At 66.2% G+C, this 20,260-nt stretch carries 18 protein-coding genes and 1 pseudogene; 12 read left to right on the top strand and 7 right to left on the bottom strand.

Annotated features, from left to right (window positions below; all coding sequences use genetic code 11):
* The first annotated feature begins 108 nt into the window (after positions 1-108).
* The gene (locus KUW62_RS09675; protein WP_224815278.1) at positions 109-558 is read left to right on the top strand and encodes a PaaI family thioesterase; all 450 of its coding nucleotides are present in this window, start codon (positions 109-111) and stop codon (positions 556-558) included.
* Here the strand turns inward: KUW62_RS09675 and guaD are convergent.
* Entirely contained in the window at positions 546-1,823 is a 1,278-nt protein-coding gene (guaD, locus tag KUW62_RS09670) for a guanine deaminase (protein WP_224815277.1), read from the bottom strand. The genes KUW62_RS09675 and guaD overlap by 13 nt on opposite strands.
* Positions 1,824-1,911: 88 nt before the next feature.
* On the opposite strand from guaD, the gene mgtE reads away from it, so the two are divergent.
* Entirely contained in the window at positions 1,912-3,312 is a 1,401-nt protein-coding gene (gene mgtE, locus KUW62_RS09665) for a magnesium transporter (protein ID WP_224815276.1), read from the top strand.
* A gap of 217 nt (positions 3,313-3,529) precedes the next feature.
* On the opposite strand, the gene KUW62_RS09660 is transcribed toward mgtE, so the two are convergent.
* Positions 3,530-6,718, bottom strand: coding sequence for a hypothetical protein (locus tag KUW62_RS09660; RefSeq protein ID WP_224815275.1), 3,189 nt, complete (start codon positions 6,716-6,718; stop codon positions 3,530-3,532).
* Between the two features lie 258 nt (positions 6,719-6,976).
* Entirely contained in the window at positions 6,977-8,269 is a 1,293-nt protein-coding gene (locus tag KUW62_RS09655; protein WP_224815274.1) for an O-acetylhomoserine aminocarboxypropyltransferase/cysteine synthase family protein, read from the bottom strand.
* A gap of 269 nt (positions 8,270-8,538) precedes the next feature.
* Here KUW62_RS09655 and KUW62_RS09650 point away from each other — a divergent pair.
* The 3 genes and pseudogenes from KUW62_RS09650 to KUW62_RS09640 form a co-directional block, all read left to right on the top strand.
* Positions 8,539-8,853, top strand: a pseudogene (locus KUW62_RS09650) (NADH:ubiquinone oxidoreductase subunit NDUFA12); the annotation flags it as partial.
* 132 nt (positions 8,854-8,985) lie between these two features.
* Positions 8,986-9,441 (top strand): outer membrane lipid asymmetry maintenance protein MlaD, encoded by a 456-nt coding sequence (locus KUW62_RS09645; protein WP_224815272.1) that lies wholly within the window; start codon positions 8,986-8,988, stop codon positions 9,439-9,441.
* A complete protein-coding gene (locus tag KUW62_RS09640) occupies positions 9,441-10,016 on the top strand; it encodes a DUF2155 domain-containing protein (RefSeq protein ID WP_224815271.1) in 576 nt (191 codons plus the stop codon). Before KUW62_RS09645 ends, KUW62_RS09640 begins: the two co-directional genes overlap by 1 nt.
* Positions 10,017-10,020: 4 nt before the next feature.
* Here the strand turns inward: KUW62_RS09640 and aat are convergent, their stop codons facing one another.
* Positions 10,021-10,659, bottom strand: a complete 639-nt coding sequence (gene aat / locus KUW62_RS09635) for a leucyl/phenylalanyl-tRNA--protein transferase (RefSeq protein ID WP_224815270.1) — start codon at positions 10,657-10,659, stop codon at positions 10,021-10,023.
* Positions 10,660-11,177: 518 nt separating this feature from the next.
* Here aat and KUW62_RS09630 point away from each other — a divergent pair.
* Positions 11,178-11,540, top strand: a complete 363-nt coding sequence (locus KUW62_RS09630; RefSeq protein ID WP_224815269.1) for a VOC family protein — start codon at positions 11,178-11,180, stop codon at positions 11,538-11,540.
* A 16-nt stretch (positions 11,541-11,556) separates the two neighbouring features.
* Here the strand turns inward: KUW62_RS09630 and accC are convergent, their stop codons facing one another.
* Together accC and accB are read right to left on the bottom strand one after the other, a co-directional pair.
* The gene (gene accC / locus KUW62_RS09625; RefSeq protein WP_224815268.1) at positions 11,557-12,903 is read right to left on the bottom strand and encodes an acetyl-CoA carboxylase biotin carboxylase subunit; all 1,347 of its coding nucleotides are present in this window, start codon (positions 12,901-12,903) and stop codon (positions 11,557-11,559) included.
* A 26-nt stretch (positions 12,904-12,929) separates the two neighbouring features.
* Entirely contained in the window at positions 12,930-13,442 is a 513-nt protein-coding gene (gene accB / locus KUW62_RS09620) for an acetyl-CoA carboxylase biotin carboxyl carrier protein (RefSeq protein WP_224815267.1), read from the bottom strand.
* A 280-nt stretch (positions 13,443-13,722) separates the two neighbouring features.
* Between accB and KUW62_RS09615 the strand changes: the two genes are divergently transcribed.
* Genes KUW62_RS09615 through KUW62_RS09600 form a run of 4 tightly spaced genes read left to right on the top strand, consistent with a single transcriptional unit; the run spans position 13,723 to position 17,588 of the window.
* Complete coding sequence (locus KUW62_RS09615; protein ID WP_224815266.1) at positions 13,723-15,063, top strand: NAD(P)-dependent oxidoreductase; 1,341 nt, start codon at positions 13,723-13,725, stop codon at positions 15,061-15,063.
* Complete coding sequence (locus tag KUW62_RS09610) at positions 15,056-15,841, top strand: Fpg/Nei family DNA glycosylase (protein ID WP_224815265.1); 786 nt, start codon at positions 15,056-15,058, stop codon at positions 15,839-15,841. Before KUW62_RS09615 ends, KUW62_RS09610 begins: the two co-directional genes overlap by 8 nt.
* An 11-nt stretch (positions 15,842-15,852) precedes the next feature.
* The gene (gene preA, locus KUW62_RS09605) at positions 15,853-17,157 is read left to right on the top strand and encodes an NAD-dependent dihydropyrimidine dehydrogenase subunit PreA (protein ID WP_224815264.1); all 1,305 of its coding nucleotides are present in this window, start codon (positions 15,853-15,855) and stop codon (positions 17,155-17,157) included.
* Positions 17,158-17,168: 11 nt separating this feature from the next.
* Positions 17,169-17,588 carry a VOC family protein gene (locus KUW62_RS09600; protein ID WP_224815263.1) on the top strand — a complete coding sequence of 140 codons (420 nt, stop codon included), beginning with the start codon at positions 17,169-17,171 and terminating at the stop codon, positions 17,586-17,588.
* A gap of 53 nt (positions 17,589-17,641) precedes the next feature.
* On the opposite strand, the gene KUW62_RS09595 is transcribed toward KUW62_RS09600, so the two are convergent.
* Complete coding sequence (locus KUW62_RS09595; RefSeq protein ID WP_224815262.1) at positions 17,642-18,253, bottom strand: TetR family transcriptional regulator C-terminal domain-containing protein; 612 nt, start codon at positions 18,251-18,253, stop codon at positions 17,642-17,644.
* A 175-nt stretch (positions 18,254-18,428) separates the two neighbouring features.
* Here KUW62_RS09595 and KUW62_RS09590 point away from each other — a divergent pair, with 175 nt between their 5' ends.
* On the top strand, positions 18,429-19,757 hold the full coding sequence (locus tag KUW62_RS09590) for an aspartate aminotransferase family protein (RefSeq protein ID WP_224815261.1): 1,329 nt from the start codon (positions 18,429-18,431) through the stop codon (positions 19,755-19,757).
* 216 nt (positions 19,758-19,973) lie between these two features.
* On the top strand, positions 19,974-20,255 hold the full coding sequence (locus KUW62_RS09585; RefSeq protein WP_224815260.1) for a cupin domain-containing protein: 282 nt from the start codon (positions 19,974-19,976) through the stop codon (positions 20,253-20,255).
* Positions 20,256-20,260 lie beyond the last annotated feature (5 nt).

The raw sequence follows: 20,260 nt of genomic DNA, 5'->3' as shown, positions 1-20,260 counted from the left end.
GATAGCGCGCTTGCGCCCGCATCGGTCTGCCAAAGTGACGCAACGTTTCCCTTTGGGCGCGGGTCCGCTTGCAGGCAGGCTGATCCCGTCCGACATGCAGGTGCGCCGATGACCCCCCATGATTTCGCTCAACACGTCCTGTCGCTTCAACCGTTCTCCAGGCAATTGGGAACGGAATTGCTCGAAGCGTCCTCCGACGGCGTGGTCTTCGCCCTCGACGTGACGCAGGCGCATTTGCAGCAGCACGGCATCGTCCATGGCGGTGTGCTCAGCGCGCTGGCGGATATGGCGCTGGCTTTTGCGGGCGGTATGGCGATGGGATCGGACGTGGTGACATCGGAATTCAAGATCAATTTCGTGGCGCCCGCCAGGGGCACGCGCCTTCTGGTCGATGGCAAGGTCCTGGGGATGAGCGCGCGGCAGGCCGTGGTCCAGGCCCGCATCTCATCCTTCCGCGACGGGGAGGAGACGTTGTGCTGCGTCGCCCAGGGCACGATCACGCGGGTCAAGGGCGTGGTCCCGGAGGCGGCAATGAACCTCGCGCCTCAGACGGCCTGACCCGCCACGTAAACCTGCGCCACCGCGCGGTCATCGCCCATCATGATCGTGGGGAACAGCGCCTCCCACACATCCTCCGCGCGCGCCGCGCGCTGCGCGATGGCGGGGGTGGAGCAGAGATCGAGCACGCAGAGATCGGCCTCCATCCCCTCCGCGATCCGCCCGATCCGGTCCGCCATCCCCAACGCCTCCGCCGACCCTCCGGTGGCCCGCCACAGCAGCTCCGCCGGATGAAGTACGCGCCCCCGCAATTGCCCGATCTCGTAGGCCGCCGCCATCGACCGCAACATCGAAAAGCTCGACCCGCCGCCGGTATCCGTCGCCAGACCCACGCGCATCCGCTCCGCCAGCCCCATGTCGAACAGGCCCGACCCGATGAACGTGTTGGAGGTCGGGCAATGCACCACTGCCGCACCAACCTCCGCCAGACGATCCACCTCTCTCGGCTCCAGGTGGATCGCGTGGCCATAAAGCCCGTTCGCCCCCAACAAGCCGTGCGCCTCGTAAGTATCAAGGTAATCGCGCGCCGCGGGATAGAGGTCCTTCACCCACGCGATCTCATCGACCTGTTCGCTCAGATGGGTCTGCATCAGGCAATCGGGATGCTCCGCCCATAACGCGCCAAGGGCCTGCAATTGCTCCGGCGTGGAGGTCGGCGAAAAGCGCGGTGTGATGACGTAGGACAGGCGGTCCACCCCGTGCCACGTTTCCAACAGCGCGCGGCTGTCGTCATAGGCCGATTGCGCCGTGTCGCGCAGGTCCTCCGGGGCGTTGCGATCCATGCAGGTCTTGCCCGCAAAGACCCGCATCCCCCGCTCTCGCGCTGCCTCGAAAAACGCGTCCACGCTTTCGGGATGGATCGTGGCGAAACTCGCCACGCTGGTGGTGCCATTGGCCAGGATCAGGTCCAGATAGCGCCCGGCAACCTCCGCGGCGTAATGCGCGTCGCCGAACCGTGCCTCCTCGGGGAACGTATAGGTGTTCAGCCAGTCGATCAGCCGCTTGCCCCAAGACGCGATGATGCCGGTCTGCGGATAATGGGCATGGGCGTCGATGAAGCCCGGCACGATCAGGCAATCCCTGTGGTCCGTCACCTCCGCCCCCGGATGGCGCCCACGCAAATCCGCCCCGTCGCCAAAGGCGGCGATCCGCCCGTCCCGGACCAGCACACCCCCACGGGTCCAGTGGCGTGCCGCCCCCAGCCCGAGCGCCCCCGGATCGCCTTCGAACGCCAGGACCTGCCCAAGAATCAGTCGTTCCGCCATGGCGCCCCCCCGCGATGCTTTCCCGATTGATAGCCCTTCGGCGCGCCCCATGTTAGAGGGCAAGGCACGCGCCGACGGGGAGGGTACCATGGTCGTGGATCCACAACAGATCGCCGATGACATCCGCGACGACGCGCGTGACAGCTACGCGCTCGACAATTCCCTGCGCGCCTCCCTCCGCCAGGCGGTCGAAGCGCAGGATGTGGAGACCATCGACGCGTTGATGGAACCGCTCCACCCCGCCGACATCGCCGACCTTCTGGAACAGGTCTCCGCCCCGGAACGCGAAGGCTGGCTGACGCTCTGGTCCTCGGGCATCGACGGGGAGGTTCTGTCGGAACTCTCCGAAGGTCTGCGCGAAGACGTACTGGCGCTCCTGCCCGATGAGGTGATCGCGGAGGCGGTGCGCGAACTCGACAGCGATGATGTCGTCGACATCGTGGAAGATCTGGAGGAAGACCAGCAAGAAGCCATCCTCGACGCGCTGGAACCCGCCGACCGCGCCGCCGTCGAAGCGGCCCTCTCCTATCCCGAGGAAACCGCCGGCCGTCTCATGCAGCGTGAGATCGTGGCCGTGCCCGAGCATTGGAGCGTGGGCGAGACGATCGACCATATCCGCGGGCAGGCGGGCCATCTGCCCGAAGAATTCTACCATATCATCCTGACCGACCCGCGCATGAAACCAACGGGTTACGTGACCCTGGGGCGGCTCTTGTCCTCCGTGCGCAAGGTCAAGCTGAGCGACATCACCGAGGACAGCTTTCGCCCCATCCCCGCCAGCCAGCCCGAGGATCAGGTCGCCTATGCGTTCAACCAGTACCACCTGATCTCCGCCCCCGTCGTGGACGATGACGGGCGGCTTGTGGGGGTCATCACCATCGACGACGCCATGATCGTTCTGGATGAGGAGCACGAGGAAGACATCCTCCGCCTCGCCGGTGTGGGCGACGAATCGAGCCTGTCGGACAGCGTGGTGGAAACCACCAAGCGCCGTTTCCCTTGGCTCTTCGTGAACCTCATCACCTCGATCCTCGCCTCGCTCGTCATTGCCCAGTTCGAGGCGGCGATCGCGCAGATCGTGGCGCTGGCGGTCCTGATGCCCATCGTGGCGTCGATGGGCGGCAATGCGGGCACCCAAAGCCTGACCGTGGCCGTCCGCGCCATCGCCACCAAGGACCTCACCAGTTCCAACTTGATCCGCGTCATCACGCGGGAGGCCGGGGTGGGCCTCATCAACGGCGTGGTCTTTGCCATCGTGATGGGCATTGTCGGCGTTGTCTGGTTCGGAACCCCGCTCTTGGGCGTCGTGATCGGGGCCGCGATGATCATCAACCTGCTTGTGGCGGGACTTGCGGGCATCCTGGTGCCGGTCATCCTCGACCGTTTGCGCATCGACCCGGCCCTCGCCTCGGGCGCGTTCGTGACGACGGTGACGGATGTGGTTGGCTTCTTCTCCTTCCTGGGCCTTGCGGTGATACTCCTGCTCTGACCCCGCTTTCTTTGCTTCGGAAAATACCTCCCCCGGAGGGTCGGTTCGCCACCCGCGCGATCCTCTCCATCCCGGGCGCTTCCGCAGCGCCGCGCGGCCCTGGCCGCGCCCGCTGCGCCACGCCCAAAGCGCAGATCGAAGGCCTTGGCCTTCGGACCTGCACGGGAGCGCATCGGGATCGGATCGGGAAAAATCGGGAATGGAGTGCGTGTCGGCCTCAGCCGGGGATTTCGAGCGTCACGGTCCGGCCATTGCGAGTATATTGCAGCGTCGTCTCACCGATGGCGGCCACGCGGCCCCCGTCGAGCCGGTCGCCCACCGTCACCCGCACGAACCGGCCAGAGGACAGGCGCACCAGCGCCCTCCGGTCCGACGCGGTGCCGGTCACACCGATCAGGTTCACATTGCGCAGGCGGATCGCGTTGCGCTCGGTCGCGGCGCGGCTGACATCGGCGTTGGACGGGATGTCCGGGCCGGGCGCCACGGCGGAGGGGGCGACGGCGGCCACCTCGGTCACTTCGGGCGGGCTGCGGTCGGCGCTTGCCACGATCTGCGCGATGTTGGACGGGCGCTGCGCGGGCAGAAGCGAGCGTGCCGTGGCCAGATCGGTGCCCTGCGACAGCGCCGCGATCACCGGGTCGACCGCGTCCGGGTCGTCGGCATTGGTCGGCCCGTCGCCGGGAAACAGAGAGGCCGCCGCCGCCGCTTCCTGGGGTGATTGCGGGCGGGCGGAGGGGCGCACGGCGCTCAATTCCTCCTCCGTCAGGCCGCCGAGCACCTGCCGTTCCCGTGTCTCCGACAGGTCAGCGGGCCGTGCGGCGGGGCGGAAGGCGGCCAGAACCGCATCGTCCACGTCGATGGCGGGTGCCTCCGACACCACTTCGCGCGGGCGCTGGCTGGCGACCACGGGCGGGGTCCCCAAAATGACAAAAGCGCCCTCGGGCGTCACGACCCCCTCCGGGGTCGGGGCCACCTGACCATCGGCGGTCAGGTCGAACTCGGTGCCGAAGGGCGGCGGCGGCGGGAACCGGCGCAGCAATTCGCCCGGGTTCACGCCGGGATCGGGCAAGGCGACGGCATCAAACGCCGACACCTCCGGGTCGATGGAGGCGGTGTAGGTCTGGTCAAGCAGATCGAAGGGCCGCAGGTCCGGGCGCTCGGGGGACCGGGCCCAGATCCCGTCTTCCGCGTAAAGCGCCTCTGCCTCCTCGACGGACGGGTTTAGCCCCGGATCAATCGGGGGCAGGGGCGGCAGGTCCAGATCCGCGTCGATATCGGGCAGGGCGCTGTCATCCGCGGCGCCCGTGTCTCCACCGGGCGGGGCCGCCCCGTCGGGGTCGAGCGCGGCGAGGTCGAGGTCTACGCCGTCCGCCGCCGCTTCATCGGCGAGCGACGGCTGCCCGCCCCCCGCCGTTCCGATCACGGGCGCGGAGGTGACGACGTCGGGCGCTTGCCCGCCATTGACCGGCGCGCTGGCGACCCGATCGTCCGACGCGCCACCGTTCAGAAGCCGCGCCAGCGGGCTGTCGGGCAGGAACACCGCCGACCAGATCGCCACCATCGCCAAAAGCAGCAGCAGGATCACGGTCAGGATCAGCCCGGTGCGGAACGACGGCCCGGCCGAGGGCGTGGCCTTGCGGGCCAGAAGGCCCGAGGTGAAGGTCTCATCCTCGACTGCCGCCCCGTCTCCGCCATCGGTCGCATCCGGCGCATCGGTGACAGGTGCGGCCTGGCGTCGGCGCAGAAGGCCGCCGCGCGCCTCCGGCTGCGTCGGCGCCGCAAGGGGGACATCTGCGCTGGGGGCCGGGGCCGTCAGGGCGGCGGCGTCGGCCTTCCGATCCTCCGGCTTCGAGCGGCGCAATCCGCCCAGAAGGCCGCGTTTGGGGGCGGCATCCGGCGTGTCCGCCGCCGGGGGTGGAGTGTCGAAGGGGGAGGGACGGGGGCTTGCGCTCAACCCGGTGGGATTGCCACCGGCCGTCGGGTCGATCTCCACCCGCGGGCGGGTCGGCGCATCGGCCACTTTCGCGGGTTTGGGCCGTGTCTTGGAGGCATCGCGCACCCGCTGCAACTGTTCTGCAAGCCGGGGCATCTGTGCCGCCGCACCCTCCGTCACCTCCGGTGTGTCCGGCGTGTCGCCTGCCGGACTGACAGATGCGCCGGTCAGACCAAGGCGACCCTCCCGTTGGCCAACGAGGCTGCCGCGCGGGGCGGCGGGCGAGTCGACGCGGCTCTTGCGGGCGGTGAATTGACCGCCCGGGGCGGCGGTGCTGTCGGGCTTCGCGGCGGGGGCTTCCCCCCGGATCACGCGGGCCCGCTGGCGGGCCTCCCGCGCGGCGGGGGACGGGGCGGGCGGCAGGGCCGGATCGTCATCGCCAGCATCGCCGATCGGGTCCGGCGGCGTCTCGGCTTCCGGTTCCGTCCGCAACGGCTCGATCGGCCCGGCCTGGGTCGGATCGGCAATCGGCTGCACCGGCGCGCTTTCGGCTGCGGCGGCCATGTTGAGTGCCTCGGCCAGCGCCGGGTTCTCCCCCTCCATGGCGGAGAAGGGCGGCTCTTCGGGTGCATCAACCGGGTCGGGTGAAACCTCTTCGGAGAGGGAAGGCTCGTCCGCGGGCAACGGCTCCAGCGGTGGCTCCTCTACCGACGGCTCCTCCACCGGCGGAACGACAACACCGGGCGCGTCGGCGGGAGCGGCGGGCTCCACCTCCGCCTCAGGCGCGGCGTCCTCCGGCGCAACCTCGTCCGGCAGGCTTTCGGTCTCGACGGCGGGCGGGATCACCCCAGGCGCTTCGGCGTTCAGGCCACCGTCCGGCGCGTCTGATTGCTCCTCCGGCTCCGGCGCGACCTGTTCGGCCGCCTCCGCTTCGGGCTGCCCGTAGGTGTCGGGACCAAACGCGATCCCCTCGGCGGAGAAATCCATGCCCTTCGCCGCGTCGCTCAACTCAAAGAGCGGCACGCCGGGAAAGCGTTCCGTGGGCGGCATCGCGGCAAAGCCCGCACCGACGAACCCGTATTGCGCCGCGAAGCCGCGCGCCTCGTCCAGCGTCTCCCGCGCGACAACCGCGATCTTCACGCGGTCCTCCTCCAGCACGCGCCAATCGTATTGCAGCTCGGTCACGGAATAGGGTGTCAGGCCGTCCAATCCGTCCTCGATCCGGAACACCGTCAGTTCCGGGTCCGCCGTGGGCACCGTCAGGGAGGTATAGAGGATCTGGTCGTCGGGCAGCACCAGAAGCGCCTCGAACTCCTCGCCTTCCCGCTCCACCGCGGCTTCACGCAGGGTCGACAGGGCCGCGCCGATGTCGCCGCCGGACAGATCCGCCTCCGCGATCATCGCCCAATGGCCGGCCGGCTGGCGATGCGCCAGCGCGATACCGTCCGCGGACAGGAAGAGTGCGATATTCACCGTCAAGTCAGGCCTCGATCATTCGTCCAAAGGCGTGGCAGTCGCGCCACAATCGCCCCCTCTTACAGGGCTTTTTCCGGAGGGCAAACCAGTCTGCACGCCCGATGCGCCCCATCGGCAGGATTTAGTCTAAATCTTTTGGACGCCTCACAAAAGGGGGCGACGCGAAGGGGCGCGGTGGCATGTCCCACCGCGCCCCCCATGCGCCTTGGCCGCCACCGGGGCCAATCTGGCCCAAACAGCGTTAATATTCGGTTCTCAGGCCGTGGCCGCCGCCAGCGCCCGGTCCAGATCGGCGATCAGATCGTCGGCATCCTCCGTCCCGATGGAGACCCGCACCACGTTCGGCGCGGCCCCGGCGGCTTCCTGCTGCTCCGGCGTCAATTGCCGGTGGGTGGTGGAGGCCGAATGGATGATCAGCGAGCGTGTGTCGCCCAGATTGGCCACGTGGCTGAAAATCTCCAGCGAATCGACCAGCTTCACGCAGGCCTCGTACCCGCCCTTGACCGCGAAGGTGAACAAGGCGCCCGCGCCCTTGGGGCAGACCGTCTTCACACGCTCGAAATAGGGTGACGATTCAAGTCCCGCGTAGGTTACGAAATCCACGCGGTCATCGGCTTCCAGCCACTTGGCGATCTTCACCGCGTTCTCCACGTGCCGCTCCATCCGCAGGCTCAGCGTCTCGATCCCCATCAGCGTGTAGTGGGCAGCCTGCGGGTTCATCGTCATGCCCAGATCGCGCAGGCCGATGGCGATGCCGTGGAAGGTGTAGGCCAGCGGGCCGAAGGTCTCGGCAAATTTCAGGCCGTGGTAGGCGGGCTCGGGCTGGCTGAGCGACGGGAACTTGTCCGACGCGGCCCAATCGAACTTGCCCGAATCGACCACGCAGCCGCCGGTCACGGTGCCGTTGCCGGTCAGGTACTTGGTGGTGGAATGCACGACCAGCGTGGCCCCATGCTCGATCGGGCGGTGCAGGTAGGGCGTGGCGGTTGTATTGTCGATAATCAGCGGAATGCCCGCCCCGTCGGCAATATCGGCCACCGCGCGCACGTCCATGATGTAGCCGCCGGGGTTGGCGATGGCTTCACCGAAGATCGCGCGCGTATCGTCGTCGATGGCCGCTTTCACCGCGTCCAGATCGTCGAAATCGACGAATTTCGCCTCCCACCCAAAGCGCTTGATGGTTTGGGAGAATTGCGTGACCGTGCCGCCGTAAAGCCTTGTGGAGACAACCACATTCCGCCCCGGCGCCATGATCGGGAAGAGCGCCATGATCTGCGCCGCGTGACCGGAGGAGCAGCAGACCGCCCCCGCGCCGCCTTCCAGGGTAGCAATCCGCTCCTGCAACACCGCGACCGTTGGGTTGGTCAGGCGGGAATAGATGTAGCCCACCTCTTGCAGGTTGAACAAAGCCGCCGCGTGTTTGGCATCGCGGAACACATAGGCCGTGGTCTGGTAGATCGGCGTCTGCCGCGCGCCGGTTGCGGGGTCGGGCCGCGCGCCTGCGTGGATTTGGAGCGTGTCGAAGCCGTAGCTGGGGCCATCGGTCATTTAGGGTCTCTCCCGTGATATTGGTTGCGCGCTTGATAGAACAGGCCGCCGCCCCCCTGCAATCGCCCCGCCACATCAAGGGCCACCTGTCCTGCCGCCCGCCACCGTTGAAGAACACCCGTTCCGTCACGTCGGCCCGGATATGTCGGCGGGCCGTAAGCGGCTTGTCCCCGGGCCGACAATCACCCGAAGCGCGACGGCATGGCACTGGACCTTGGCGGGTCAAACGGGCACAAGACGCGGGACCAGTACCGGACCCGGATCGAACCATGGCCAGCTTCTTCAAACGCCTCTTCACCTGGTGGGATGGACAGACCATCGGCACCCAGCTCTTCACCGCGCGCAAGGGCAACAAGGTGGGCGAGGATGCCGCCGGAAACATATTCTACCGCAATGCCGACGACACGAAGCGCTGGGTGATCTTCAACGGTGAGGCGGAGGCGTCCCGCGTCGATCCCGATTGGCACGGCTGGCTGCACCACACCTGGGACACGCCGCCGTCGGAGACGCCGTTGCCTCACAAGACGTGGGAAAAGCCGCATCTGCCGAACCTGACCGGCACCCAGGCCGCCTATGCCCCCGCAGGCTCGCTGCGCCGGGCGGAACCGGCGGATCGGCGCGATTACGAGGCGTGGAGCCCGGAGTGATCGTGCCGCAAACGGGCGGGCGCGCAGCACCCCCCTTGGCGCGCCGTCACGCCCACGCTATGCACTCCCATGGCCGAGACTGACTATTCCCTTCCCGAGATTGCCACCGGTGCCGTTGTCCTGGCCGCCGCGATCGGCTTTTTCGTCTATGCCTCCGGCCCCGGTGGCCCGTCCGAGGCGGGCAGCTACGAATTGACCGCCGCGTTCCGCTCCGCCGAGGGGATCGCAGTTGGCACCGAAGTGCGCCTTGCGGGCGTGCGCATCGGCACCGTGACGGGGATGGAACTGAACCCGACGACCTTCCTGGCGGAGACGACCTTTGCCGTGGCCAATGACGTGGTCCTTCCCGATGACAGCGCCATCGCGATCTCGTCCGAAGGGCTTCTGGGCGGCTCGTTCGTCGAAGTGATCCCCGGCGGCTCTCCGTTCGATCTGGAGGAGGGGGGAGAGATCCTCGACACCCAATCCTCCGTCAGCCTCATCACGCTCTTGCTGCGGTTCTTCGGCGGCAGTGAAGGCAGCTGATGCGCCGTCTCGGGTCGATATGCCTGGCCGCGTGTCTGGCCATCTGCGCGCCCGTCGCGGCGCAGCAATTCGATAATTTCGATGGTGACAACACGTTCGAGGATTTCCAGCTCGATTCCGGCGATGGCAGCACGGAGCTGACGATCTCGGAAGATGGCGGTCTGATTGCCGATACCGGCGGCGGGGATATCACGCTCAACCTCGGCGATGGTGGCAGCCAGGGCTCGTTCGAGAGCTTTCCCGGCGTCACCGGCCCCGTCACCTCCATCAGCCAGCCCCCGACGCAGCAAGGCAGCGTCGTGTCGCTGCGCGCGCTCGACCGGTTGCTTGGGCAGCCCACGGATATCGAACTGGCCATCGGTCAGACGGTGGTGTTCGGGCGCATCGCGGTGCGGGTGACGGAATGCCGGTTCCCGGCGGGCGATCCGGACGGCGATGCCTATGCGCATCTGGAGGTTCTGGACCTTGAAGGGCAGCAACTGTTCCTGGGCTGGATGATCGCCTCCTCCCCCGCGCTCAACGCGTTGGAACATGCGCGCTACGATGTCTGGGTTCTGGGCTGCGCGGCGGCCTGAGGGGTCAGACCTCCAGCGGCGCATCCTCGGGCAGGGACAGGAAATCGGCGGGCAACATCAAAGCGGTCGCCAGTTTCGCCCGGTAATCGGCCCGCGCAACCTCGATGGCGCCCAGGCTTTGCAGATGGTCGGTCACGAATTGAGTGTCGAAGAGGACGAATCCACCAAGGCGCAGCCGCTGCACAAGATGCGCCAGCGCCAGCTTCGAGGCGTCGGTCCTGCGTGAGAACATGCTCTCGCCGAAAAATGCGGCACCCAACGCCACGCCGAACACGCCGCCCGCCAGCCCCTCGTCATCCCATATCTCCACGGAATGGGCGAGGCCCCTGGAATAGAGCGCCATGTAGCATTCGGTCAGGGTGGAATTGATCCAGGTCGGCGCGCGGTCCGCGCAGCCGTCGATCACGCCCGGAAAATCGTAGTTGACGCGCACGCTATAGCCCCCGCGCCGGACCCTGCGGCGCAGCGAGCGGGATATGTGGAACCCGTCGATCGGAAAGATGCCGCGGCGTTGCGGGTCGACCCAGAACACCTCCGTATCCTCGGCCCCCTCGGACATCGGGAAGATGCCCGCCGCATAGGCCCGCACCATCAACTCTGGGCTGAGCGCGGGCCGCGGGGAAGGGTGCATATCGTGGGCCATGGGCGACAGTTAGGGCCGATGGATCGAAAAGCCCATGAAAACTTGGCGTTTGCGGAATTATTTCGCGCGTGGCGGGCGGCGTTAACGGGATGTTAGGGGCGCTATGGTCTTGTCCCCGCTTGGAATTCCAACCCGGGCCGCTCTGGTCCGGACCTCGATGTGATCGGCTTTCCGGTCCGGTGGATGTCAGCCTTGCACCCCGCAAGGCCCCGATTTCGGGACCGCCGGATGTCTGGGCACCGCATGCACATGTCCCAGCCTGTCCGCCCTGCGGGCAGCAGCGCCGGTCCGCCTTCGGGCGGCGCCGTCCACCTTTACGATGCGCGGACCCGTTCCGCATCCGCGTCCGACCCTGGCGGACGACCTTCCCCTCCCGAGATGCGCTGCACGATCACCGGGCCCAAGCAGGGCCCCGGCCCGATCCCATGCGCGCCGCGCCCCTTTTCCGAACGCAAGTCGCCTGTCATCCTGTGCGCAGCTTTCACGATTGGCCACCAGCACGGGGGGGAGGATGCGCCATGCAAAAAGTGGACGGAATAGGGGGCCTGTTCTTCGTCGCCAAGGACGCCGACGCCCTCGCGAAATGGTATCGCGACCACCTGGGCATCGACCTTGTCCCCGGCGATTACGACACGCCGCCCTGGACACAAGAGGCGGGTGAAACGGTTTTCGCGCCTTTCACGACGCTCACCAGCCCGATGACCGACGCACCGCGCCCCTTCATGGTCAATTTCCGCGTGTCGGATCTGGAGGCGATGATCGCACAGTTGGAAAGCGCGGGGATCACCGTCAAGCGCGACCCGGAGGTCTATCCCAACGGGACCTTCGCCTGGCTCGACGATCCCGAGGGCAATCCGATCGAACTATGGCAACCGGCCTGAGCCGCCCGCGATGGGGCTATTGCAGGTTCTCTTCCAACCAGCCTTCCAGCCAGTGGATCGTGTAATCGCCGGTCTGCACCGCGTCCGCCTGCAACAGTTCCCGGAAGAGCGGCACGGTGGTATCGATACCGTCCACGATCAGCTCCCCCAACGCGCGGTTCAGACGCGCCAATGCCTCGGGCCGGTCGCGGCCATGGACGATCAGCTTGGCGATCAGCGAGTCGTAGTAGGGCGGAATGCGGTAGCCGTCGTAAAGCGCGCTGTCCATCCGCACACCCAACCCGCCGGGCGCGTGATACTGGCTGATCGTGCCGGGGCAGGGGGAAAAGTTGGGCAGCTTCTCCGCATTGATCCGCACCTCGATGGCGTGGCCGTTGACCTGTAGCTCATCTTGCTTGAACGACATCGGCAGGCCGGCGGCCACGCGGATTTGCTCGCGGACGAGGTCCACGCCCATGATCGCCTCCGTCACCGGATGTTCGACCTGAAGGCGCGTGTTCATCTCGATGAAGTAGAATTCGCCGTTCTCGTACAAGAACTCGATGGTGCCCGCGCCCTCATAGCCCAGATCAGCCACGGCCTTGGCGCAGGTCTCCCCGATCTGCGCGCGCAATTCGGGTGTGATGGAGGGGCCGGGGGCCTCCTCGAACACCTTCTGGTGGCGGCGTTGCAGGGAACAGTCGCGCTCACCCAGATGGACGGCGTTGCCCTTGCCGTCGCCGAACACCTGCACCTCGATATGGCGCGGCGTGCCGAGGTATTTTTCGATATAGACCTCGTCATTGCCGAAGGCGGCCTTGGCCTCGGACCGGGCCGCGCCGAACGCGGTGTCGATCTCCGCCGCCGATTTCGCCAGTTTCATTCCGCGCCCGCCGCCGCCTGCGGTGGCCTTGACGATGACGGGATAGCCGAAATCTTCCCCAATCTTGCGCGCGGCGGCGAGGTCCGGCACGCCGCCCTCCGACCCCGGCACGCAGGGCACGCCAAGCTTTATCATCGTCTCCTTGGCGGTAATCTTGTCGCCCATGGTGCGGATATGTTCGGCGGACGGGCCGATGAACTTGATCCCGTGATCTTCCACGGCCTGGACGAAATTCGCGTTCTCGGACAGGAACCCGTATCCCGGGTGGATGGCTTCGGCCCCGGAAATCTCGCACGCCGACAGGATCGCGGACATCGACAGATAGCTGTCGGTGCCGGGCGGCGGGCCGATGCAGACCGACTCGTCAGCCATGCGCACATGCATCGCATCGGTGTCGGCGGTGGAATGCACGGCCACCGTCTCCACCCCCATCTCGCGGGCGGCGCGGATGACACGAAGCGCGATCTCGCCGCGATTGGCGATCAGGATCTTGCGGAACATGGGCAGGGCCCCCCGGGAAAAGCTGCTTATTCGATGATCATCAACGGCGCGCCGAATTCGACGGGTGCCTTGTCTTCCACGACGATGCGCTTGACCGTGCCTGCGCGCGGGGCGGGGATCTGGTTCATGGTCTTCATCGCCTCGACGATCAGAAGCGTCTGACCTTCAACCACCTTGTCCCCCACGCTGACGAAGGCGGGCGCGGAGGGTTCGGGCTGCAAATAGACGGTGCCGACCATGGGCGAGGTCACGGCACCCGGGGCCTGGGCCGGATCTTCGCTAACGGCTGGGGCTTGCGCGGCGGGGGAGGAGGTGGGGGCCGCGGGCGCAGCGGCCGGTGCGGGCGTGGCCGGTGCCGCGGGGGCCTGCATCATCATGGGCTGCGCGGCCATGGGCTGCTGCTTGGCCACGCGGACATTCAACCAATCGCTTTCGCCGTATTCACGCTTGACGTGCAACTCGGTCAAATCGTTTTCCCGAAGCACCTCCGCCAAAGCCTTGATGAAGGCCACGTCCTGATCATGCGGTTTCTCAGCCATAATGCTCCCCATCGTTGTCCTTGGCCCCGCCTGCGGGACGGTCGTGTTGAGCCGCTATACCGCAGGGTTCCGCCGGGGAAAAGCCGCTCTGTTCATCCCGATATGGGCGCTGGTCTGCGCGATTGCAGCCCGCAATCGCCCAAATTTTCGGCAAACATGCTTTCATCCGCAAGGCTTTCGGCCCACCCGGTCCGGCAGAAATTTTACCATTTGATAAATTTTTGAACCCGTGCCAGCCTGAACCCAACCGAAGACCCCAGCATTCGCAAGGGAGGCCGCCTTGACCAACAGCCCCTTCACCCCCGGCATCGCGCCCGCACGTCTGGCGCCGGATGCCCTGTCCGAGAATTTCAGCGACCTGCACGCACCACTGGACGCGCATGAGGCGCTGGTGGCCGCCGACCGGTGCTATTTCTGCCACGACGCACCCTGCATCACGGCCTGCCCGACCGACATCGACATCCCGCTTTTCATCCGCCAGATCGCCACCGGCACGCCCGAGGCGGCGGCCCAGACGATCTTCGACCAGAACATCCTTGGCGGCATGTGCGCGCGGGTTTGCCCGACCGAGACACTGTGCGAGGAGGCCTGCGTGCGCGAGGCGGCCGAGGGCAAGCCGGTGCTGATCGGCCAGTTGCAGCGGTATGCGACCGACACGGTGATGGCCTCCGGCGTGCATCCGTTCGAACGGGCACCGGCGACGGGGAAACGGATCGCCGTGATCGGTGCGGGCCCCGCCGGGCTGGCCTGCGCACACCGTTTGGCAATGCATGGCCACGGCGTGGACCTGTTCGATGCGCGGCCCAAGGCGGGCGGCCTGAACGAATACGGTATCGCCTATTACAAGACGACCGATGGCTTCGCGGAGGCGGAGGTGAATTGGCTGCTGAAAATCGGCGGCATCGAAGTGCATTACAACAAGGCCCTCGGGCGGGAATTGTCGCTCGACACGCTGCGCGCAGATTACGACGCTGTTTTCCTTGGCATGGGTCTGGCGGGCGTGAACGCTTTGCGGGCGGAGGGGGAAGGGCGCGAAGGTGTGGTCGACGCCGTCGATTTCATCGCCAACCTGCGCCAGGCCGATGACCTGGCGGCGCTGCCCGTGGGCCGAAACATCGTCGTGATCGGCGGTGGCATGACGGCCATCGACGCCGCCGTGCAATCGAAGCTGCTGGGGGCGGAGAACGTCACCCTGGTCTATCGCCGGGGTCGCGATTCCATGCCCGCCAGCCGGTTCGAACAGGACCTTGCCGCCTCCAAGGGCGTGCGCTTCATCTTCAACGCCATGCCGGTGGAAGTGCTCGGCAACGGCGCGGCACAGGCGCTTCGGTGTGAATATACCCGCGCCGAGGGAAGCAGCCTGACCGGTACGGGAGAGACGTTCGATATTCCCGCCGACCAGGTGCTGAAGGCCATCGGCCAGACGCTCAACGGCGCACCCGATGCGCTCACCCTCGACGGGGGCAAGATCGCCGTGACCGGCGCGGGCCGGACCAGCGCGGAAGGTGTCTGGGCGGGCGGCGATTGCGCCAGCGGAGGCGAAGACCTGACCGTGACCGCCGTGGCCGAGGGGCGCGACGCGGCGGAGGATATCCACGCGGCTCTGTCCGGCGATGCCTGAGCTTCCCGAGGCAGAAGCCGCCCGCCAGCGGATCGAGGACGGGGCGCTTCATCGCACCATCACCGACATCCGGTTGGGGGAGGTGCGCCATATGGACATGCCCTCCAAGCCCGACCGGGACCGTCTGATCGGGACGCAATTCACCCGGACCCACCGACACGGGAAATACATTTTCGTGGGCTCCGTCGACGGGCCATGGCTCCATATCCATCTTGGTATGGCCGGCTCCGTCCGCGTGATGACGGCGGGGCAGGCGGAGGCCAAATACATCCGCTTCACGATCGTCTTCGAAGGCAATCACCGCCTGCATTTCCGCGATCCGCGCAAATTCGGCCACGTGGAACTGGTGGAGGACGTGGAGGCCTTCATCACGGCCAAGGGCCTCGGCCCCGACGCCCTGACCATCGGCGACAATGCCTTCGCGCGCGCCGTGGGCGGGACGCGGGGCGCGGTGAAATCCGCCCTGCTGAGCCAGAAAAAGCTGGCCGGGATCGGCAATCTCTGGGCGGACGAGACGCTCTACCGCACCGGTATCGACCCCGAAACGCGGGCCTGCGATCTGCCCACCGGCAAAGTCACGGACATGCACCGGGCGAGTCGTGATATCCTGCAAGCCGTGGTCGACACCGGCGCGGATTATTCCAAGCTGCCGGGCGACTGGCTGATCCACCACCGCGCGGCAGGCGACGATTGCACCCGCTGCGACGGCACCATCACGAAGAAAACCGTGGGGGGGCGCACGTCCTATTTCTGCCCCGACCACCAGAGCGCATTCTGAGGAGACAAACCATGGCTGACCTGACCTCCAACTTCCTCGGCATCCATTCGCCAAACCCCTTCTGGCTCGCCTCCGCGCCGCCGACGGACAAGGAATACAACGTCCGCCGCGCGTTCGAGGCCGGGTGGGGCGGGGTCGTGTGGAAAACCCTCGGCGCGGAAGGCCCGCCCGTGGTGAACGTGAACGGACCCCGCTACGGCGCGATCTACGGCGCGGACCGGCGGCTTCTGGGCCTCAACAATATCGAACTGATTACCGACCGCGACCTCTACACCAACCTTGAAGAGATCAAGCGTGTGAAAGCGGATTATCCTGACCGCGCGATGATCGTCTCCATCATGGTGCCTTGCGAGGAGGAGGCGTGGAAAGCCATCCTGCCCCTGGTGGAGGATACCGGCGCGGACGGGATCGAGCTGAACTTCGGCTGCCCCCACGGCATGTCGGAGCGTGGCATGGGCGCCGCCGTGGGGCAGGTGCCGGAATACATCGAAATGGTAACTCGCTGGTGCAAGCAATACTACTCCAAACCCGTCATCGTGAAGCTGACGCCCAACATCACCGACATCCGCAAACCGGCGGAAGCCGCGCATCGTGGCGGGGCGGATGCGGTCAGCCTCATCAACACGATCAATTCCATCACATCCGTGAACCTCGACACGATGTCACCCGAGCCGTCCATCGACGGCAAAGGCTCCCATGGCGGCTATTGCGGCCCGGCGGTGAAGCCGATTGCCATGTCGATGGTGTCGGAAATCGCGCGCAATCCCGAGACGCACGGCCTGCCGATCTCCGGCATCGGGGGCATCACGACGTGGCGTGATGCGGCCGAATTCATGGCGCTCGGCGCGGGCAACGTGCAGGTCTGCACGGCGGCGATGACCTACGGCTTCAAAATCGTGTCGGAGATGATCTCGGGCCTGTCGCAATATCTCGATGAGAAGGGGATGAGCCTCGACGACCTGGTGGGCCGCGCGGTGCCGAACGTGACGGATTGGCAGTACCTGAACCTCAACTACGTCTCCAAGGCGCGGATCGACCAGGATGCCTGCATCAAGTGCGGGCGCTGCTATGCGGCCTGCGAAGACACGTCGCATCAGGCGATTTCCATGTCCGCCGACCGCGTGTTCGAGGTGATCGACGCCGAATGCGTGGCCTGCAACCTCTGCGTCAATGTCTGCCCGGTGGAGGATTGCATCACGATGGTCGAGATGGACGCCGGAGAGGTCGACCCCCGCACCGGCAAGCCGGTGGAGCCGGATTATGCCAACTGGACCACCCATCCCAATAATCCGGGCCGGGTCGAAGCGGCGGAGTGAGCGGCGGATAGATGATCGAGCGCCTCGACCACGTGAACCTTCAGACCGTCCAGATGGAAGCGATGATCGCTTGGTACGGCCAGTATTTGAAGCTTCGGAACGGACATCGCCCGCCCTTTCCCTTTGCCGGGGCATGGCTTTACGCGGGCGATCACCCGGTCGTGCATCTGGTGGAGGTCGCGACCGCGTCGCCCAAGGCGGATGACCTGGCACTGGAACACGCGGCGTTCCGGGCGAGAGGTCTGCGCGGGTTTCTGGAGCGGTTGGCTGATGGCGGGGAACCGCACCGCGTGGTCCAAGTGCCCGACATGCCGCTGGTCCAGGTCAATGTCTGGGACCCGGACGGCAACCATCTTCACATTGATTTCGATGGGGCGGAGGCCGAGGGGTTGGATCTGGAAGCCTTCACGGTGTCGAAGATCGAGGCTTGAAGTGCGCGTAAGGCCATCGCCGTCCCGGCGGGTGCGGATCGGCGACGGGCCGTCTAGGGCGCCAGAACCCGCCGGAACAAAGCCTCAAGGAACACCTCCGCCTCGTCGATAGGTTCCCGGCCCTCTCCCAGAACCGCGCGGACCTGCACGTCGAAATCAGCGTAATGCTGGGTCAGCGACCAGATCGAGAAGATCAGGTGATGCGGATCGACCGGGGCCAGCTTCCCCGCGCTGGACCAGCCACGCAGCACCTCGGCCTTTTCATCGACCAACGCCTTCAAATCCGTCGACAGCCCGTCTTTCATCCGGGGCGCGCCCTGCACGATTTCCTGCGCGAACAGGCGCGACTCGCGCGGCAGGTCCCGGCTCATCTGCAACTTGCGTCGTACATAGGCCAGCAATTCCGCCTGCGGATCACCATCGGCATCCAGCGCGCGCAGCGGGTCGAGCCAGGTATCCACCAACCCCTCAAGCAGCGTGACGTGGATCTCCTCCTTCGAGGCGAAATAATAGAGCAGGTTGGGCTTCGACAGCCCCGCCTCCCGCGCGATCTCATCCAGGGTTGCGCCGCGAAAACCGTGGCGGGAAAACACCTCCAACGCCGCCTCCAACACGCGGGCGCGGTTCTTTTCCTGGATGCGGGTGCGGGGTTTGGGCACGGCCATCACGTTCTCCTTGCCCAAAGTCGCGGCACATTCGCGGCTTTCCTTGGCAGATGCATTCGAAAGGGGCAATCTGCGGTATCGTTTACGTTGACTGGCACAGGGCATTTGCTAGCGTGTCCTTGACCATTTGGTCAAAAGATTTTGCGTCGCGCCACGCGACGGGGGGAGATGAGCCATGGCACTTGACCGCAGCAACCCGGTTCCCAATGACTTGAGCGCCTTCTGGATGCCGTTCACCGCGAACCGGCAATTCAAGCAGACCCCGCGCATGTTCGTGGGCGCCGACAAGATGCATTACAAGACCGCCGATGGCCGCGACGTGCTGGACGGTACCGCCGGATTGTGGTGCTGCAACGCCGGCCACAACCAGCCGCGGATCGTGGAGGCGATCCAGAAACAGGCGGCGGAGCTGGACTATGCGCCCGCCTTCCAGATGGGCCATCCCAAGGCGTTCGAGCTGGCCAACCGGCTGCGCGACATGGCGCCGGAGCCATTCGAGCACGTCTTTTACACCAATTCCGGCAGCGAGTCGGTGGAAACGGCGCTCAAGATCGCTATCGCGTACCAGCGCGCCATCGGGCAGGGGTCGCGGACCCGCCTGATCGGGCGCGAGCGGGGCTATCACGGGGTGAATTTCGGCGGCATCTCCGTCGGTGGCATCGTGAACAACCGCAAGGTCTTCGGCTCGCTCCTGACCGGGGTGGATCACCTGCCGCACACCCATCTGCCGGAGAACGCCTTCACCAGAGGCCAGCCCGAACACGGCGCGCATCTGGCCGAGGATCTGGAACGGATCGTGGCGCTCCACGGGGCGGAGACGATTGCGGCCTGTATCGTGGAGCCCATGGCCGGGTCCACCGGCGTTCTGATGCCGCCCAAAGGGTACCTCGAACGGCTGCGCGAGATCTGCACGAAGCACGGCATCTTGCTGATTTTCGACGAGGTGATTACCGGCTTCGGGCGGCTTGGCAGCAGTTTCGCGGCGGAGCATTTCAATGTCATGCCGGACCTCATCACCACCGCCAAGGGGCTGACCAACGGCGTGATCCCGATGGGCGCGGTCTTGGCCACGAAAGGCATCCACGATGCCTTCATGCAAGGGCCCGAGCACCTGATCGAGCTGTTCCACGGCTACACCTATTCGGGCAATCCCATTGCGTCGGCCGCCGGTCTCGCGACGCTGGAGACCTATCGCGAAGACGGGTTGTTCGAACGTGCGGCGGACCTCGCGCCCTATTGGGAAGAGGGGCTGCATTCCCTGCGCGGCCTGCCCCATGTGATCGACATCCGCAACATGGGCCTGATCGGCGCGGTGGAGTTGGAACCGATTGCAGGGGAGCCCACAAAGCGCGCCTTCCAGGCGTTCCTCGATTGCTACGAGAAGGGCGTCCTGATCCGCACGACCGGCGACATCATCGCCATGTCGCCGCCGCTGATCATCTCGAAGGGCGAGATAGATCAGCTGTATGGCACCTTGCGTGACGTGTTGCAGGGGTTGAAGTGATGTTACGAGCGGCTTGCCGTCGACGGGCCGGGGTCTGTCGACCCGACGTTGGTTCAGCGCACTTTATGCCGGCCAAGTGCGGGCAACGCCCATGCGTGTCACCGAGATCAGCCAAATCGACAGGCCGCGGGACGGCCCGTCGATGGCGCGGCGGCCCTTGGGCCGCTGTGAACGCGCCTGCCGCAAAGATACAGAGATTTTCTCGGAGGCCAGCCGATGCCTGAAGCAAAGGCGGAAACCCTGATCGACGATGCCCGCGTGCGCGTCACCCGGTTCGATTTCGCGCCCGGGGATGAGACCGGCTGGCACGTCCACGGCATGGATTACGTGATCACCACGCTGACCGATTGCCAGATGCGGCTGGAGGAGCCCGGTGGGGAGACCCGCGAGGTCACGATCCCCGCAGGCAGCGTCTATCGCCGGGATCAGGGCGTTGAGCATAACGTGATCAATGGCGGCGATGCGCCGATGGCCTTCATCGAGACCGAACTGAAATAGGAGCG

Origin of the sequence: Hasllibacter sp. MH4015 (assembly GCF_020177575.1) — a bacterium.
Taxonomy (GTDB): domain Bacteria; phylum Pseudomonadota; class Alphaproteobacteria; order Rhodobacterales; family Rhodobacteraceae; genus Gymnodinialimonas.
This window is presented reverse-complemented; position numbering and strand designations above follow the sequence as displayed.

Bases quoted from the DNA above. Each gene is read 5' to 3' on its own strand.
- KUW62_RS09675 (WP_224815278.1), top strand. From the start codon at position 109: ATGACCCCCCATGATTTCGCTCAACACGTCCTGTCGCTTCAACCGTTC.
- guaD (WP_224815277.1), bottom strand. From the start codon at position 1,823: ATGGCGGAACGACTGATTCTTGGGCAGGTCCTGGCGTTCGAAGGCGAT.
- mgtE (WP_224815276.1), top strand. From the start codon at position 1,912: ATGGTCGTGGATCCACAACAGATCGCCGATGACATCCGCGACGACGCG.
- KUW62_RS09655 (WP_224815274.1), bottom strand. From the start codon at position 8,269: ATGACCGATGGCCCCAGCTACGGCTTCGACACGCTCCAAATCCACGCA.
- KUW62_RS09645 (WP_224815272.1), top strand. From the start codon at position 8,986: ATGGCCGAGACTGACTATTCCCTTCCCGAGATTGCCACCGGTGCCGTT.
- KUW62_RS09640 (WP_224815271.1), top strand. From the start codon at position 9,441: ATGCGCCGTCTCGGGTCGATATGCCTGGCCGCGTGTCTGGCCATCTGC.
- aat (WP_224815270.1), bottom strand. From the start codon at position 10,659: ATGGCCCACGATATGCACCCTTCCCCGCGGCCCGCGCTCAGCCCAGAG.
- KUW62_RS09630 (WP_224815269.1), top strand. From the start codon at position 11,178: ATGCAAAAAGTGGACGGAATAGGGGGCCTGTTCTTCGTCGCCAAGGAC.
- accC (WP_224815268.1), bottom strand. From the start codon at position 12,903: ATGTTCCGCAAGATCCTGATCGCCAATCGCGGCGAGATCGCGCTTCGT.
- accB (WP_224815267.1), bottom strand. From the start codon at position 13,442: ATGGCTGAGAAACCGCATGATCAGGACGTGGCCTTCATCAAGGCTTTG.
- KUW62_RS09610 (WP_224815265.1), top strand. From the start codon at position 15,056: ATGCCTGAGCTTCCCGAGGCAGAAGCCGCCCGCCAGCGGATCGAGGAC.
- preA (WP_224815264.1), top strand. From the start codon at position 15,853: ATGGCTGACCTGACCTCCAACTTCCTCGGCATCCATTCGCCAAACCCC.
- KUW62_RS09600 (WP_224815263.1), top strand. From the start codon at position 17,169: ATGATCGAGCGCCTCGACCACGTGAACCTTCAGACCGTCCAGATGGAA.
- KUW62_RS09595 (WP_224815262.1), bottom strand. From the start codon at position 18,253: ATGGCCGTGCCCAAACCCCGCACCCGCATCCAGGAAAAGAACCGCGCC.
- KUW62_RS09590 (WP_224815261.1), top strand. From the start codon at position 18,429: ATGGCACTTGACCGCAGCAACCCGGTTCCCAATGACTTGAGCGCCTTC.
- KUW62_RS09585 (WP_224815260.1), top strand. From the start codon at position 19,974: ATGCCTGAAGCAAAGGCGGAAACCCTGATCGACGATGCCCGCGTGCGC.